Source organism: Streptomyces sp. NBC_01384, from assembly GCF_045040035.1.
Classification (GTDB): Bacteria; Actinomycetota; Actinomycetes; order Streptomycetales; family Streptomycetaceae; genus Streptomyces.
This window is the reverse complement of the sequence record NZ_CP109559.1, coordinates 9,579,605-9,594,112: the sequence shown is the minus strand read 5'-3', so window position 1 is coordinate 9,594,112 and position 14,508 is coordinate 9,579,605. Positions and strand designations below refer to the sequence as shown.

At 70.0% G+C, this 14,508-nt stretch carries 15 protein-coding genes, 1 pseudogene and 1 riboswitch; of the genes and pseudogenes, 10 read left to right on the top strand and 6 right to left on the bottom strand.

The annotated features are described in order from the left end of the window. Positions 1-13 precede the first annotated feature (13 nt). The gene (locus OG747_RS44160) at positions 14-535 is read left to right on the top strand and encodes an NUDIX domain-containing protein (RefSeq protein WP_405884993.1); all 522 of its coding nucleotides are present in this window, start codon (positions 14-16) and stop codon (positions 533-535) included. A gap of 556 nt (positions 536-1,091) precedes the next feature. Here OG747_RS44160 and OG747_RS44155 read toward each other — a convergent pair. Next, on the bottom strand, positions 1,092-1,850 hold the full coding sequence (locus OG747_RS44155; protein ID WP_405884992.1) for an SDR family NAD(P)-dependent oxidoreductase: 759 nt from the start codon (positions 1,848-1,850) through the stop codon (positions 1,092-1,094). After that, positions 1,847-3,154, bottom strand: a complete 1,308-nt coding sequence (locus OG747_RS44150; RefSeq protein ID WP_405884991.1) for an L-fuconate dehydratase — start codon at positions 3,152-3,154, stop codon at positions 1,847-1,849. Before OG747_RS44150 ends, OG747_RS44155 begins: the two co-directional genes overlap by 4 nt. Before the next feature lie 310 nt (positions 3,155-3,464). On the opposite strand from OG747_RS44150, the gene OG747_RS44145 reads away from it, so the two are divergent. The 3 genes from OG747_RS44145 to OG747_RS44135 all read left to right on the top strand — a co-directional run bounded on the left by OG747_RS44145 (position 3,465) and on the right by OG747_RS44135 (position 5,854). After that, on the top strand, positions 3,465-4,178 hold the full coding sequence (locus tag OG747_RS44145) for a FadR/GntR family transcriptional regulator (protein ID WP_405884990.1): 714 nt from the start codon (positions 3,465-3,467) through the stop codon (positions 4,176-4,178). Between the two features lie 117 nt (positions 4,179-4,295). Next, a complete protein-coding gene (locus OG747_RS44140; RefSeq protein WP_405884989.1) occupies positions 4,296-5,147 on the top strand; it encodes a fumarylacetoacetate hydrolase family protein in 852 nt (283 codons plus the stop codon). Continuing rightward, positions 5,147-5,854, top strand: a complete 708-nt coding sequence (locus tag OG747_RS44135; RefSeq protein WP_405884987.1) for an aldo/keto reductase — start codon at positions 5,147-5,149, stop codon at positions 5,852-5,854. Before OG747_RS44140 ends, OG747_RS44135 begins: the two co-directional genes overlap by 1 nt. Before the next feature lie 73 nt (positions 5,855-5,927). On the opposite strand, the gene OG747_RS44130 is transcribed toward OG747_RS44135, so the two are convergent. The 3 genes from OG747_RS44130 to OG747_RS44120 form a co-directional block, all read right to left on the bottom strand. Then, complete coding sequence (locus tag OG747_RS44130; RefSeq protein WP_405884986.1) at positions 5,928-7,118, bottom strand: acyl-CoA dehydrogenase family protein; 1,191 nt, start codon at positions 7,116-7,118, stop codon at positions 5,928-5,930. A 128-nt stretch (positions 7,119-7,246) separates the two neighbouring features. Continuing rightward, the gene (locus OG747_RS44125; RefSeq protein ID WP_405884985.1) at positions 7,247-8,008 is read right to left on the bottom strand and encodes a CbtA family protein; all 762 of its coding nucleotides are present in this window, start codon (positions 8,006-8,008) and stop codon (positions 7,247-7,249) included. Between the two features lie 25 nt (positions 8,009-8,033). Then, on the bottom strand, positions 8,034-8,255 hold the full coding sequence (locus OG747_RS44120) for a CbtB-domain containing protein (RefSeq protein ID WP_405884984.1): 222 nt from the start codon (positions 8,253-8,255) through the stop codon (positions 8,034-8,036). Positions 8,256-8,291: 36 nt separating this feature from the next. Further along, a riboswitch (cobalamin riboswitch) is annotated at positions 8,292-8,456 on the bottom strand. A gap of 120 nt (positions 8,457-8,576) precedes the next feature. Here OG747_RS44120 and OG747_RS44115 point away from each other — a divergent pair. Then, a complete protein-coding gene (locus tag OG747_RS44115; RefSeq protein ID WP_405884983.1) occupies positions 8,577-9,155 on the top strand; it encodes a histidine phosphatase family protein in 579 nt (192 codons plus the stop codon). A 264-nt stretch (positions 9,156-9,419) separates the two neighbouring features. On the opposite strand, the gene OG747_RS44110 is transcribed toward OG747_RS44115, so the two are convergent. Beyond that, complete coding sequence (locus OG747_RS44110; protein ID WP_405884982.1) at positions 9,420-9,821, bottom strand: nuclear transport factor 2 family protein; 402 nt, start codon at positions 9,819-9,821, stop codon at positions 9,420-9,422. 155 nt (positions 9,822-9,976) lie between these two features. Here OG747_RS44110 and OG747_RS44105 point away from each other — a divergent pair, with 155 nt between their 5' ends. The 5 genes and pseudogenes from OG747_RS44105 (at position 9,977) to OG747_RS44085 (ending at position 14,505) form a co-directional block, all read left to right on the top strand. Next, positions 9,977-10,540, top strand: coding sequence for a PadR family transcriptional regulator (locus OG747_RS44105; RefSeq protein WP_405884981.1), 564 nt, complete (start codon positions 9,977-9,979; stop codon positions 10,538-10,540). Positions 10,541-10,735: 195 nt separating this feature from the next. Continuing rightward, on the top strand, positions 10,736-11,431 hold the full coding sequence (locus OG747_RS44100) for a type 1 glutamine amidotransferase domain-containing protein (RefSeq protein WP_405884980.1): 696 nt from the start codon (positions 10,736-10,738) through the stop codon (positions 11,429-11,431). Between the two features lie 5 nt (positions 11,432-11,436). Beyond that, the gene (locus tag OG747_RS44095; protein ID WP_405884979.1) at positions 11,437-11,991 is read left to right on the top strand and encodes a TetR/AcrR family transcriptional regulator; all 555 of its coding nucleotides are present in this window, start codon (positions 11,437-11,439) and stop codon (positions 11,989-11,991) included. A gap of 224 nt (positions 11,992-12,215) precedes the next feature. Further along, a pseudogene (locus OG747_RS44090) lies at positions 12,216-12,893 on the top strand (Gfo/Idh/MocA family protein); the annotation flags it as partial. Between the two features lie 169 nt (positions 12,894-13,062). Next, complete coding sequence (locus tag OG747_RS44085; RefSeq protein ID WP_405886018.1) at positions 13,063-14,505, top strand: alginate lyase family protein; 1,443 nt, start codon at positions 13,063-13,065, stop codon at positions 14,503-14,505. Positions 14,506-14,508: the final 3 nt, after the last annotated feature.

Genomic DNA, 14,508 nt, shown 5'->3' with positions numbered 1-14,508 from the left:
GATCGTGTGCGTCGTGGATGAACTCGTGGAACGCGTTGATGCGCAGGATCGTGTGCTGGGGGTAGTCAGTCGGCGGGACGCTGTTCGGGAGGGATGGCTGCACCGGGTTGGCGTGGTGGTGTGCCGCGATAGGCAAGGTCGCTTTCTCGTTCATCGGCGTGCCGAACAGTTGTCCCGTTTCCCGGGGCACTACGAACTCGGTGTCGGGGGCGCTGCGGGAGTCGGCGAGTCCTATGAGCAGGCGGCTGCCCGCGAGCTCAGTGAGGAGCTGGGGGCGCTGGCGACAGTGTGCCTTCGGTTCAAGTTCCTCAACCGGGGTGGGCTCAGCCCTCACTGGCTTGGGGTGTGCGATGCCGTGCTTCCGGAGATCGGCGCCCCCGATCCGGGAGAAGTGGCCTGGCACGGGTGGCTGACCGAGTCCGAGTTGCGGCGGATTCTGCAGCAGTGGACCTTCACTCCTGATAGTCAGGAGATTTTCGGTCGGTATCTCGCCTGTCGTGCTGACCCGTCGCTTTCGCGGAAGCGATACTCATGAGCTGGGTCAGAGGGACAAAGGCGCTGGTCGTTCCGAGCTCCTTGGGGGTTGGGCCGGCTGGGCTGGGGGCCATGACAGCAGGCTAGCCCTGCTCGATTCCACGTAAGGCGGGCGATGCCGGCCGGTTTCCCGCCGTGGGACCGGGGCTACGCGTTCTTCCGCCGCTGGCGCGACCATGGCCTGGTCAAGGAGTTCCACGACCGGCTGCGCGGACAGGTCCGCGAGAAGGTGGGCCGCGACGCGGAGCCGACGGCTGCAGTGATCGACTCGCCGCTGGCCGAGCCCGCGCCGGGCCGGTTCACGTCGACTGCGGGCGTGAGCGGGCCAGGCGGCGGGCGGCGAGCACCCAGCTCACGCAGCTCCAACAGCCCAACCGCCGACGGCATCCACGACCTCCCGGGCAGCGACAGCACGACAGGCCACTACTCCCACAAGACCGCCGACCCTACGCCCGACCAGCGAAAACGCAGTCCTCAACTCCGACATGACGACAACTTCTCAATCTCCTTGCTGGGGTGGGAACGTATTGCTGGTGCGGTGTGCCGGACAGCCGTGTTCAGGCGCGCGGGCGGATCCGCAGTCCGTGCATGCCGCCGTCGACGGCGAGATCGGTGCCGGTGGTGGAGCCGGAGAGCGGGCTCGCCAGGTAGGCGATGGCCGCAGCGACCTCTTCCGCGCTGACCAGGCGGCCCATGGGCTGGCGGGCGTTCAGGGCGGCGCGTTCGGCCTCGGGGTCGGCGGCGCTGTCCAGCAGGCGCCCGACCCAGGGGGTGTCGGCGGTACCGGGATTGACGCAGTTGACGCGGATTCCGGAGTGCACGAGGTCGGCGGCGGTCGCCCGGGTGAGGGAGAGGACGGCGCCCTTCGTGGCCGAGTACAGGGCCCGGTCGGGCAGCCCCGCCGTGGCCGCGATGGAGCAGGTGTTGACGATGGCCGCACTGTGCGAGCGCCGCAGGTGCGGCAGCGCGGCACGGGTCACCCGCACCATGCCGAAGACGTTGACCTCGAAGACGCGACGCCACTCGTCGTCGGTGTTGTCCTCGATCGTGCCCTGGGCGCCGATCCCCGCGTTGTTGACGAGGATGTCGATGCCCCCGAGCCTGCGGGCGGCCTCCCCGACGGCCGTTCGTACGCCGGTTTCGTCCGACACGTCGACCTGTATGCCGATGAGGGGTTCGGGCACGTTCTCCGGCTTGAGATCGAGGCAGACCACGCGCGCCCCACGCGCGGCGAGCAACCGAGCGGTGGCCAGGCCGATGCCGGAGGCACCACCGGTGACCAGCGCGGTCAGCCCGGCGAACTCGTTCGTGCTCATGTCCTGGCCTTCGCTTCCCATACCGGGCCCTCGGGGTAGCGGTGGGCCGCCACGGGGTCCGGGTGCAGTTCGGCGCTGATACCGGGGGCGGTCGGCGCGAGGTAGTGGCCTTCCCGGATTCGTACGGGATCGGTGAAGTGCTCGTGCAGATGGTCGACGTACTCGATCACGCGGTTCTCGGTGGTGCCGCTGACGGCGACGTAGTCGAACATCGCCAGGTGCTGCACCATCTCGCACAGGCCGACCCCGCCGGCGTGTGGGCAGACCGGGACGCCGAACTTGGCGGCCAGCAGCAGGATGGCGACGTTCTCGGTGACGCCCGCGGTGCGGCTCGCGTCCATCTGGAGGATGTCCAGCGAGCCGGCCTGGAGCAACTGCTTGAACATCACTTGGTTGTGGGTGTGCTCACCGGTGGCCACCTTCACCGGCGCCAGCGCCTTGCGGATGGCGGCGTGGCCGAGGATGTCGTCGGGGGAGGTGGGTTCCTCGATCCAATACGGGTCGTAGGGCACGAGCGCCCGCATCCAGTCGATGGCCTGCTGGACGCCCCACGCCTGGTTGGCGTCGACGGCGATCCTGATGTCCGGGCCGACCGCCTCGCGGGCCAGCCGCATCCGGCGCTCGTCGTCCGCGCGGTCGGCGCCGACCTTCAGCTTGATCTGGGAGAACCCGTCGGCGACCGCCTCCTTCGACAGCCGCACCAGCTTCTCGTCGTCGTAGCCGAGCCAGCCAGGTGTCGTCGTGTACGCCGGATAACCGTGCTCCAGCAGGTGCGCGGCGCGTTCGGCGCGGCCCGGTTCGGCGCGGCGCAGGATGTCCAGGGCCTCGTCGCGGGTCAGTGCGTCCTGCAGATAGCGGAAGTCGACCAGGTCGACCAGCTGCTCCGGGGACAGTTCGGCCAGCAGTCGCCAGACCGGCTTCCCCGTACGACGGCCGTACAGGTCCCACACGGCGTTCACGATCGCCGCGGCGGCCATGTGGATGGCCCCCTTCTCCGGGCCCAGCCAGCGCAGTTGGCTGTCGCTGGTCAGCCGCCGGGAGAAACCGCCGAGGTCGTTCAGGACCTCTTCCACCGGCAGGCCGACCACCAGCGGGGCCAGCGCACGTACGGCGGCGACCTCCACGTCGTTGCCGCGCCCCACGGTGAAGGCGAGCCCGTGGCCCTCGTCGCCGCCGCTCGTACGGATCGTCACATAGGCGGCCGAGTAGTCGGGTTCGGGGTTCATCGCGTCGGAGCCGTCGAGTTCCAGAGAGGTCGGGAACCGTACGTCGACCGCGTCGACGGCGCTGATCAGTTCACTCATGGTGCCCGGCATTCGCGGCCGGGAGGCCGAGGTGTCGTTTCGGGGTCATGGCAACCACCAATCGTCATGTGTCCATGGCATGTCCGTACTGCAACAGCAGCCTCCAGACATGGGATGGATTTTTTGGGCTCTGCTCGCTGCTGTGTCCATAGCTGAGACGAAAATAGTCGGACACGATCGCTTCTGACCTGCCAAGTAGGCGATAATTTCATAGTTGCGGCAGCGGGTTCAGTCATCCCATGTCTTCCTGTGTCATGGGATGTATTGCTACGGTGCCGCTGCGCACGCAATAACGAGGGGTCAGCCACGCATGTCACTGACCGACAAGGCCATCGACCGCATCAGGGACCTCATCCAGTCGGGCGAGCTGTCCCCCGGGGCCAAACTTCCGCCCGAGCAACAGCTCGCCGCGGAGTTGGGTCTGTCCCGCAACCTGATGCGGGAAGCGGTGAAGGCGCTGGTCGTCGCGCGGGTGCTGGAGATCCGGCGCGGGGACGGCACCTACGTGACCAGTCTGGAACCGGAGCTGCTGCTGAGCAGCATCGGGTCCGCGGTGGAGTTGCTGCGTGGCGACACGTTGCTGGAGCTCACCGAGGTGCGCCGACTGTTCGAGCCGGTCGCCACGGCGCTGGCCGCCACCCGGATCTCGGCCACCGAGCTCGGCGAGGTGGAGCGGCACCTGGACGCGATGCGGACGGCCCGCGACGACGTGGAGCGCCTCAACGAGCACGACGCCGCCTTCCACCGGGCCGTGGTCGCGGCCACCGGCAACGCCACGCTGGCCACCCTCCTGGAGGGCATCTCCGGCCGGACGCTGCGCGCCCGTGTCTGGCGGGGACTGGTCGACGACAACGCCGCCGGCCGCACCCTCGCCGAACACGAGGCGATCTACCAAGCGCTGGCCGACGGTGATGCCGTGCTCGCCCAGGCGGCGGCGCTGATGCACGTCAGCACCACCGAGCGGTGGCTGCGCGAGCACCTGGAACGGGACAGTCGGCTCCCCGGGGACGGTTCAGCCGTGTAGGTGCTTCCTCTCTGACTACTGGTGCGCCCTTTGTCCCTTTTCATTCCTTATGTCTCGCTCTCGGGTACCGAATTGCCGGTCACCGGGCGGGCATGTTCACCTCACCGAGGAGTACCGATGAGATTTCTGCGCGTGGGCCCGGCTGGCTCCGAGCGGCCCGTGTTCCTGGACTCCGACGGCACCGCGAGAGATCTGAGTCCGCTGACCGTCGACATCGACGGAGCGTTCCTGGCCGAGGGCGGCGTGGAACGCGTCCGTGCCGCCCTGGCCGAGAACGTGCTGCCGCGCACGGACATCGCCGGCCGGCGGGTCGGCGCCCCGGTCGCACGCCCCGGCAAGGTGGTGTGCATCGGGCTCAACTACGTCGATCATGCTGAGGAGACGGCGACACCGCCCCCTGCCGAACCGGTCGTCTTCATGAAGGCTGCCAACACGGTCGTCGGCCCCGACGACACCGTGCTCGTACCGCGCACCAGTGAGAAGACGGACTACGAGATCGAACTCGCCGTGGTCATCGGCCGCACGGCGCGCTACCTGGGCTCGCCGGAGGCGGCCGACGACGTCATCGCGGGCTACGCGATCGCCGACGACGTCACCGAGCGGGCCTTCCAGCACGAGCGGGGCGGGCAGTGGGACAAGGGCAAATCCTGCGAGACCTTCAACCCGCTCGGCCCCTGGCTGGTCACCCCCGACGAGACCGGCGACCCGCAGGGGCTGGCCATGCGACTGTGGGTCAACGGCGAACTGCGCCAGGACGGCCACACCAAGAACATGATCTTCGGGGTGCGCCACATCGTCTGGTACCTGAGCCAGTTCATGGTGCTGGACCCCGGAGACGTGATCAGCACCGGCACCCCGGCCGGCGTGGCCTTCGGCGCCAACGACTTCCCCTATCTGGGCGCCGGTGACGTGGTCGAGGTGGAGATCGACCGGCTCGGCCGCCAGCGGCACGTCCTCGGACAGGCCTGATGACCTCCGCGCGCCTGCCCTGGTTCACCGAGCGCGTCCCGCTCGGCCGCTCCGGGGCCACCGTCAGCCGTATCGGCCTGGGCACCGCACCGCTGGCCGGGCTGTTCTCGGCGGTCGGCGACGAGCAGGCCACCGCCACGCTCGACGCCGCCTGGACGGCCGGTGTCCGGTACTTCGACACCGCCCCGCACTACGGCGCCGGGCTCGCGGAACGGCGGCTGGGATCCTTCCTCGCCGACACCGGCCGCCCGCGCGCCGAGTTCACCGTGTCCACAAAGGTGGGACGGCTGCTTGTGCCGGGCGACGCCGCCCTCGGGGACGAGGCGTTCCACGGCGAACGCGGGCTGGTCCGGGTGCGCGACTACAGCGCCGAGGGCGTCTACCGTTCGCTCGCCGAGAGCCTTGAGCGGTCCGGTCTCGAAGCCTTCGACACGGTCCTGATCCACGACCCGGACGACCACTGGGAGGACGCGGTCACGGGGGCGTACCCGGCACTGGCCCGGCTGCGCGACCAGGGAGCGGTCCGGGCGATCGGCGCGGGCATGAACCAGACGGCGATGCTCACCCGCTTCGTCACCGAGACCGACCTCGACTGCACACTTGTCGCCGGCCGCCCAGCAGCCGCCCATCAGGACCGACGAGGGGATGAACCTCGGCTCCGCCTACCCCCGCGACCGATCAACGGCCGCCCGCGCGGAATGCATTGAAGTGATGCGCCGTCATCTCTGAGAACCAACGGCGATCTTGGTGCCAACCAGCCCTCTTTTGTGCCAACTCAGGTTAACGCCGTACCCTCGGCATCCCCAGCCCGATCCACGAGATGATTTCGCGCTGGATCTCGTTGTTCCCGCCGCCGAAGGTGAAGATCACCGCCGAGCGGTAGCCGCGTTCCAGCTCGCCGTGCAGGACCGCACCCGCCGAGCCCTCCTGGAGCACACCGGGTGCGGCGACGATCTCCATGAGCCAGGCGTACGCGTCCCGGCGCGCCTCGGAGCCGTACACCTTGACCGCGGAGGCGTCCTGCGGGGTGAGGGTTCCCTCCTGGACGGCGTTCACCATCTGCCAGTTCAGAAGCTTCATGGCGTCGAGCTTGGTGTGGGTCCGGGCGAGGCGGCGGCGTACCCAGGGGAGGTCGGCGACGCGACGGCCGTCGGCGAGTTTGGTCTCCATGGCCCAGCGCTGGACGTCGTGCAGGGCGCGGATCGCCATGGTGCCGTGCGCGGCGAGGGTGACCCGCTCATGGTTGAGCTGGTTGGTGATCAGTCGCCAGCCCTTGTTCTCCTCGCCGACCCGGCGGGAGACGGGGACGCGGATGTTCTCGTAGTAGCTGGCGGTGGTGTCGTGCGAGGCGAGGGTGTTGATGAGGGTGCAGGAGTAGCCGGGGTCGGAGGTCGGCACGAGGAGCATGGTGATGCCCTTGTGCGGCGGGGCGTCCGGGTCGGTGCGCACCGCCAGCCAGACCCAGTCCGCCGTGTCGCCGTTGGTGGTCCAGATCTTCTGCCCGTTGACCATGTAGTGCCCGGTGGCCTCGTCGCCCTCCCGTACGGCCTTGGTCTTGAGCGCCGCCAGGTCGGTGCCCGCGTCGGGCTCGCTGTAGCCGATCGCGAAGTCGATCTCGCCGGAGAGGATCTTGGGCAGGAAGTACTCCTTCTGCTCCTCGGTGCCGAATTGCATGATCGTCGGGCCGACGGTGTTCAGCGCCATCAGGGGCAGTGGTACGCCCGCCTGGGCGGCTTCATCGAAGAAGATGAACTGCTCCAGCGGGGTCAGCCCCCGCCCGCCGTACTCCTTGGGCCAGCCCACCCCGAGCCAGCCGTCCGTGCCGAGCCGCCGGATCGTCTCGCGGTAGAACCGCTTCTGGGCCGCCGGGTCGCCATACCGGGCGTACGCATGGTCGGGCACCAACTCGGCGAAGTAGCCGCGCAGTTCGGTCCGCAGCCGCTGCTGCTCTGGCGTGTATTCGAGATGCACGGCGCCTCCTGGCTCCCCAAGGCCGGACCTGACGGCGCACACCGTAGAACGTGTTTCAGAAATTGGGAATGCCGAGGACGTACGAGAAGGGCGGGCCCGGACGTCCGGGCCCGCCCTTCTCCACCCGCTCAGTGGGCGACGGGGGTTGCCTCCGGGGCGACCTCCTTCTTCACCGTGGCCGGTTTCGGGGACAGCACCCGCTCCGCCAGGAACCCGAAGACGAGCCCGAAGGCGGTCCACAGGGTCAGCTGGATGGCCAGTGCCGCGAGGCGGAACTGCCAGAGCAGGGTGGCGGAGAAGTCCTTCGGGACCTCGTTCACGGCCGGCAGGAACGCGTACGCGAGCCCGATGGCGAGGACGAGGAACGCGCCCGCCGCCAGCGTCGCGTTCCAGTTGCCCAGGCGCGGCGCGAGGCGCTTGCCCAGGATGACGGCGGCGACGGCGAGCAGCACGCTGAGCACCATCATGAGGAAGTACAGGGTCGTGCGCTTGCCGATGGTGTCGGGGTCGCCGACGGACGGCGGGTTGGCGGGGTATTTCAGGAACGGCACGACATAGACGGCGAGCAGGCCCGCGGCCGACAGGAGCAGCGCGCTCGCGCGCGGCCCGAAACGGCCGATCCTGCCGAGCGCGAAGCAGTACGCGAGGGCGGCGATACCGCCGAACGCGACCCCGTAGACGAGGACACCGGTGGCCAGGCCGCCGGTGGACTGCATCGTGCGACTGACGGCTTCCATGCCGTGCTCGTGCGTGTGCGCATCCTCGTAGGCGATGGCCGAGTCCACGCGCGGCTCACCCAGGAAGTAGGCGACGACCAGGGCGAGCAGGCCCGCGGCGAGACCCGCGAGCATGCCACGCACCAGAAGGTTTCTTACGGTTGCCGAGTTCATGTGCTCGTGCGTTTCCGCGTCGCCGTCAGTGGCAGGGGAAGCCGAGCAGGTGGCGGGCGTCGTGGACCCACTCGTGGACGTTCTCGCCGGACACGAGGGAGGTGGCGCCCTGTTCGGCGCCGACGAAGTAGAGCAGGACCAGCATCAGGATGCCGAAGAAGACCGCCCAGGGGGCGATCGCACCGATCGGCAGCTTCGCGGGAACGGCGGTGGGGGTAACGGTCGGCTGAGCGACGGACTGCGCCATGGGGCAGAACCTCCTGGGGAACTCGCGTCCCATCTTGGTGGTGCACAGGACGACGGCCGCGGGTCTGACTTGCTCGACCTCCACCACCCCTGGCGGGAGTGGTTCGTGCTGGGCTTACAGTGGCGCGACCGTGCCGGATTCCCACCGGACTTCCGCCGAACCGTCGTCAATATCGTCGAGACCGTACCGCGAAGCCGGGCTCCGGCCAAGAGCGCATAAAGAGAGACGACGTGCGCCCTGCGGCCGGGGGCGGCACCGGCTTCCCTTGCCCGGCAAGGATTCTGGTCACGGAAGACCGCACCAGCACGCGAGAGTGGACGTATGACAAGCCGAGTGATCTTGATCTCAGCCGCGATCAGCGCGGCGCTGCGCGAGGCCCGCTTCGACGAGGGAGGCCGGGTCGACGCCGCCGGACTGCGGCTCGCGCGGGCGGCCGCGGGTGCGGTGCCCGACGCGGAGCGGCTGTGGGTCTCCCCCACTGTCCGGTGCCGCGAGACCGCGGACGCGCTGGGCCTCGACGCGGTGGTGGACGCATGGGAGTTGGCCCCTCTGGACGTGGGCCGCTGGCGTGGCGCGACCCTGGAGGAGGTCAGCGCGAAGGAGCCGGAGGCGGTGGCCCGGTGGCTGGCCGATCCCGGTGCGGCGCCGCACGGCGGTGAGTCGGTGCGGGCGTTCTGCGAGAGGGTGGCGGGCCGCCTCGATACGGCCGCGGAGTTCACGGGCCGGACCGTGGCCGTGGTCGAGCCGGAGGTCGTACGGGCTCTGGTGGTTCGGGTGTTGGGGGCGCCGGAGTCGGCATTCTGGCGGGTCGACGTGCCGCCCCTGACCGCCACGGAGTTCAGCGGCCGCGCGGGGCGCTGGAACGTACGGGCCGGACGGCCGCTCGCGGAGCCGGCGTGAACCGGTCCGAGACGGTGCCCGGGTGCGCGGCTCAGCGTCGCGAGGAAGTCCGTGCGGGCCGGGGCACACTCACGGCAGGCCTTCGCGCTGCCCCGCGCACCGGGGCACTCGCCGTCGCCGCGACGCGCGGGTAGCCGAAGGAGAGCGCGTCAAACCCGCAGCGTCACGGACGAGTTCCCGGGCCGAGCACCGTGGGCCGGAAACGCCGGCAGCGGCCGCGCCTGCTGGACGGCTGCCCGGTTCGCAGGCGCGAGCGGGCGCCGGCTACGCGCCCGTCGCCTCCGCCGCCTCCCGTGAGATCTGTTCGAACTGCGCGCCCATCGCCTCGGAGAGCGCATGGGCCGCCGAGAGCGGGCGGACCATCACCATCAGGTCGTCGATCCTGCCGTCCTCGTCGAAGTGCAGGAAGTCGCAGCCGTTGAGTTCCTTGTCGCCCACCTTCGCGGTGAAGACCAGCGCGTGGTCACGGCCGTCGGCACCGGCGATCTCGCGTACGTAGCGGAAGTCGGTGAAGACGCGGGAGACGCCGCGCAGGATCGCCGCGGTGATCGCCTTGCCCGGGTACGGCTTGAAGGCGACGGGGCTGGTGAACACGACGTCGTCGGCCAGCATGTCCTCGATCGCGGCGAGGTCGCCCTCCTCCACGGCCTTCCGGAAGGGGTGCATCCGAGTCCCACCTCTCATCTCTGATAACTGAGTCTGATACTGAAACTGATGCTGATGCTGATGCTGATCTCTGGTACCTGATAGCTGATACTCAACTAATTGATTAGGTGCGGAACAGATTAGTCATGGAGGTGTTCCCCGTCTAGCCTGGGACCATGGCATTGCGCAACGCGGTCCTCGCCGCGCTTCTGGAGGGCGAGGCGTCGGGATACGACCTGGCCAAGGGGTTCGACGCCTCGGTGGCCAACTTCTGGATGGCGACCCCGCAGCAGCTGTACCGGGAACTCGACCGGATGGCGGCCGAGGGACTCATCGAGGCCCGGCTCGTCCAGCAGGAGCGGAGGCCGAACAAGCGGATCTTCTCGCTCACCGACGCGGGCCGCGCCGCGCTGCGGGACTTTACGGCCGAGCCGCCGAAACCCACCGCGATCCGCGACGAGTTGATGGTCAAGGTCTATGCCGTGGACGAGGGGGACGAGCAGGCCGTGCGGGCGGCGATCACCGAGCGGCTGGAGTGGGCCCGCGCCAAACTGGCCCGCTACGACCGGATACGGGCCCGGCTCCTCGACGGGCGCGGCGAGGACGACTATCTGGCCGGAGCCGAGCGCGTCGGCCCCTATCTGACGCTGATGGCCGGACGCGCCTTCGAGCGGGAGATCATCCGCTGGGCCGAAGAGGCTCTGCGTGTCCTGGAGCGGCGCGCCGCCGTGCCGCGCTAGACCTCGCATCGGGTGTTCCCGAGGGTCCATTGGATGTCCTATGGCTCTGCCCGGGCTCCCTATTGGTCACCTATGCCTGGCCCGCATACCGTCGAGGACATCGTCGCCCTGACGATCTGGGTCCAGAGTGTCAGGGCGCGCGACAGGAACGAACAGGAACGCCCCGCCCCCCATTACCCCCGGGAGAAACGCACCATGTCGAAGATTCTCTTCGTGATCACCGGCGTCGACCACTGGACGCTCGCCGACGGCACCCGGCACCCGTCCGGCTTCTGGGCCGAGGAGGCCGTCGCCCCGTACGAGGCGTTCAAGGCCGCGGGCCACGAGGTCGTCGTCGCCACGCCGGGCGGCGTCGTGCCGACCGTGGACCGGGGGAGCCTGGCGCCCGAGGTCAACGGCGGCCAGGAAGGCGCCGACCGGATCGCGCGCGTCCTCACCTCGATGGCCGAACTCCAGCAGCCGATCAAGCTGGAGGAGGTCGACCTGGACGACTACGCGGCCGTCTTCTACCCCGGCGGCCACGGACCGATGGAGGACCTCGCGGTCAACGCGGACTCCGGCCGGCTGCTCACCCTCGCGCTGGAGTCGGGCAAGCCGCTCGGTGTGGTGTGCCACGCCCCGGCCGCGCTGCTCGCCGCGACGAAGGAGGACGGTACCAACGCCTTCGCGGGCTACCAGGTCTCCGGGTTCACCAACGTCGAGGAGACGCAGGCCGGTCTCGCCGACAAGGCCAAGTGGCTGCTGCAGGACCGGCTCGTCGAGGCGGGTGTGGACTTCCAGGAGGGCGAGCCGTGGGCCCCCAAGGTGGTCGTCGACCGCAACCTGGTCACCGGCCAGAACCCGGCCTCCTCCGCCCCTCTCGCGGCCGAACTGCTGATGAAGCTGGCCTGACCTCCATGGGCACTGACCGGCTCGACGAGGTCCTCGACGCCGCCTACGACTGCCTGACCAGGTACGGCGTTCGGCGCACGACGATGGACGACATCGCCTCCACCGTGGGCGTGTCCCGGTCTGCGGTCTACCAGTACGTCCGCAGCAAGGACGACGCCTTCCGCCTGCTCGCCGGGCGCCTGCACGAGCGGGCGCTCCACCGGGCCCGGGAGGCGGCGGCCGAGCAGGACGCCCCGCACGCCGAGCGCGTCCGGGGTGTCCTCGCCGCCAAACTCGACCTGGTGCTTCAGCTGGCCGGCGACTCCCCGCACACCGTCGAACTCCTCGACGAGAAGGCCCGGTTGTTCGGTGACATCTGCCACGCGTTCGGCGGGGAGTTGCGCCGCCTGCTGATCGCCCTCTTCGCCGAGGTGGCCTCCCCGACCGGCGTCGAGCCCGCCGAGGCCGCCGACATCTGCCTGGCCCTGGTCGTCGGCCTGGAGTCGGCCCCCGACGGCAGACGTCTGCTGGCCCCGGCGACCGACGCGCTGCTGACCGGCCTGCTCGGCGCCCACGCCTAGGGGGACAGCAGCTCCGCGGTGGGGCCTTGGCGGACCAGCCGACCGGTCTCCAGGAGATGCACGGTGTCCGTGTAGGCGGCCACCAGGTGTGGCGCCCCTCACCGCCCGCGCGCCGGTGCCGGTGCCGGCACCGGCCTAACTAACCGCGTGGGGGTGCGGTCGTGCCGCGGACCTCGATGACCGGGGCGGTGAGGACGACCTCGCCCGGGCGGGCGGGGTCGGCGATCCGGTCGAGCAGAGACTACGCGGCGCATCCGGAGGGCGCGCTGACCTGGCGCTACGAGCGGGAGCGGGGCGGCAGCGGAGTCCTCGGCGACCTGGCCTCGCACGGCGTCGACCTGGCGCGCTTCCTGCTCGGCGAGATCGAGGCACTGACCGCCGACACCGCGGTCTTCCTGCCGGAGCGGGCCCGCCCGACGGGCGCCACCGCCGGTCACACGCGCGCGACGGGCGGCGAGCTGGGCCCGGTGGAGAACGAGGACTACGTCAACTGTCTGCTGCGCTTCGCCTCCGGTGCGCGGGGCGTGCTGGAGGCCTGCCGGATCTCGGTGGGCGAGCAGAACAACTACGGCTTCGAGGTGCACGGCACCAAGGGCGCGGTCTTCTGGGACTTCAGGCGCATGGGCGAACTGGGCGTCAGCAGGGGTACGTCGTACCAGGACCAGCCCGTCAGCACGGTGTACGTCGGCCCCGGGGACGGCGAGTACGCAGCCTTCCAGCCGGGTTCCGCGAACAGCATGGGCTACGACGATCTCAAGGTCATCGAGGCCCACCACTTCCTGCGGTCGATCGCCGAGAGCACCCCGTACGGCGCGACGCTGGCCGACGCGGTGCACAGCGCGGCGGCGCTGGACGCGATGTCCCGCTCCGCCGAGCGGGGCACGTGGGTGCCCCTGGCCTGACGTGGCGGTCGCGGTGGCCGGATCGATCCGTCATCGCGTCCATGAAGGACGGCGGCCGAGCGACTTTCTGTTATCGGCCGCGTTCCACGGCGTCTCCTGTGCGTAGGCATCCCCAGGCACCGAGCGCTAAGGAACCAAGTCAGTGACAGCACAGATCAGTCGCCGGAACATGCTGAAGATCGCCGGTGCGGCCGCGGGCGCCGCCGGAGCCGCCACCGTCGACGCGGCGGCCCCGGCATCGGCGGCGGGCGGCACCTTCGCACACCCCGGGATGCTGCACACCCGGGCCGATCTGAACCGCATGGCGGCCAAGGTGAAGGCCGGCGCACAGCCCTACACGGCCGGCTTCGCCAGGCTGGCGGCCAACCGGCATGCGCAGAGCACCTGGAGGGCCAACCCCCAGGCGACCGTCTACCGCGGCTCGGGCACACCCGAGAACTACGCCACGCTCTACAACGACATCCACGCCGCCTACCAGAACGCCCTGCGCTGGCACATCACCGGCATCGCCGCGCACGCCGACACCGCCCGCGACATCCTCAACGCCTGGTCGGCCAAGCTGACCAGGCTCGACGGCAGCGCCGACCGGTTCCTCGCCTCGGGCCTCTACGGCTACCAGTTCGCCAACGCCGCCGAGCTCGTACGCGGCTACGAGGGCTTCGAACTGGCCCGCTTCCAGAAGATGATGCTCGACGTCTTCCATCCGCTGAGCGAGGACTTCCTCGCTCACCACAACGGCGCCTACATCACCAACTACTGGGCCAACTGGGACCTGACGAACATCGCCTCCGTCCTCGCGATCGGCATCCTGTGCGACGACCACGCGAAGGTCGACCGCGCCGTCGAGTACTTCAGGCACGGCGAGGGGATGGGCTCCGTCAAGAACGCCATCCCGGTCGTGTACTCCGACGGCCTCGCCGAATGGGCCGAGGCCGGCCGCGACCAGGGCCATGCCCTGCTGGGCGTCGGCCTGATGGGCACCATCTGCGAGATGGCCTGGAACCAGGGCATCGACCTGTACGGCTACGACGACAGCCGCTTCCTCAAGGGCGCCCAGTACGTCGCCAAGTGGAGCATGGGCGGTGACGTGCCCTACACCTCGTACACCCGTAAGAAGGGCGCGCCCGGCATCTGGTCGGGCTCGGAGACCGCGTCCGCGGCTGCGGCCGTCGACCCGGCCATGGCCCGGCCGATCTGGGCCATGATCGCCAACCACTACACCGAGCGCCGGGGGCTGGACGCCCAGTACCTCACGAAGATCGCGGCCCGGTTCGCACCCGAGGGCGGCGGCGGGGACTACGGCCCCAACAGCGGCGGCTACGACCAACTCGGCTTCGGTACCCTGACGTTCACCCGCCCCCGGGCCACCCCCGCCGAGGCGTCGGCATCGCCGACGCCCACCGCCGCCGCGTCGGGTGTATCGCCCTCCGGCCGCACGTCCGCCACGCCCTCCTCCGCGGCGAGCCCCCTCGGTGGGAAGGGCGGCGACCTGGCCGCCACCGGTTCCTCCGACCTGCCGGCCTGGACCGCGGCCACCGGCGTCGCCGCCCTCGCGGGCGGCTTCCTCCTGCTGCGCCGCCGCGACCGGGTCCGCCGCGACGCCGGGGAGTGACGG

Bases quoted from the DNA above. Each gene is read 5' to 3' on its own strand.
- OG747_RS44155 (WP_405884992.1), bottom strand. From the start codon at position 1,850: ATGAGCACGAACGAGTTCGCCGGGCTGACCGCGCTGGTCACCGGTGGT.
- OG747_RS44085 (WP_405886018.1), top strand. From the start codon at position 13,063: ATGCTGAAGATCGCCGGTGCGGCCGCGGGCGCCGCCGGAGCCGCCACC.
- OG747_RS44115 (WP_405884983.1), top strand. From the start codon at position 8,577: ATGACAAGCCGAGTGATCTTGATCTCAGCCGCGATCAGCGCGGCGCTG.
- OG747_RS44150 (WP_405884991.1), bottom strand. From the start codon at position 3,154: ATGAGTGAACTGATCAGCGCCGTCGACGCGGTCGACGTACGGTTCCCG.
- OG747_RS44100 (WP_405884980.1), top strand. From the start codon at position 10,736: ATGTCGAAGATTCTCTTCGTGATCACCGGCGTCGACCACTGGACGCTC.
- OG747_RS44125 (WP_405884985.1), bottom strand. From the start codon at position 8,008: ATGAACTCGGCAACCGTAAGAAACCTTCTGGTGCGTGGCATGCTCGCG.
- OG747_RS44135 (WP_405884987.1), top strand. From the start codon at position 5,147: ATGACCTCCGCGCGCCTGCCCTGGTTCACCGAGCGCGTCCCGCTCGGC.
- OG747_RS44095 (WP_405884979.1), top strand. From the start codon at position 11,437: ATGGGCACTGACCGGCTCGACGAGGTCCTCGACGCCGCCTACGACTGC.
- OG747_RS44110 (WP_405884982.1), bottom strand. From the start codon at position 9,821: ATGCACCCCTTCCGGAAGGCCGTGGAGGAGGGCGACCTCGCCGCGATC.
- OG747_RS44145 (WP_405884990.1), top strand. From the start codon at position 3,465: ATGTCACTGACCGACAAGGCCATCGACCGCATCAGGGACCTCATCCAG.
- OG747_RS44120 (WP_405884984.1), bottom strand. From the start codon at position 8,255: ATGGCGCAGTCCGTCGCTCAGCCGACCGTTACCCCCACCGCCGTTCCC.
- OG747_RS44105 (WP_405884981.1), top strand. From the start codon at position 9,977: ATGGCATTGCGCAACGCGGTCCTCGCCGCGCTTCTGGAGGGCGAGGCG.
- OG747_RS44140 (WP_405884989.1), top strand. From the start codon at position 4,296: ATGAGATTTCTGCGCGTGGGCCCGGCTGGCTCCGAGCGGCCCGTGTTC.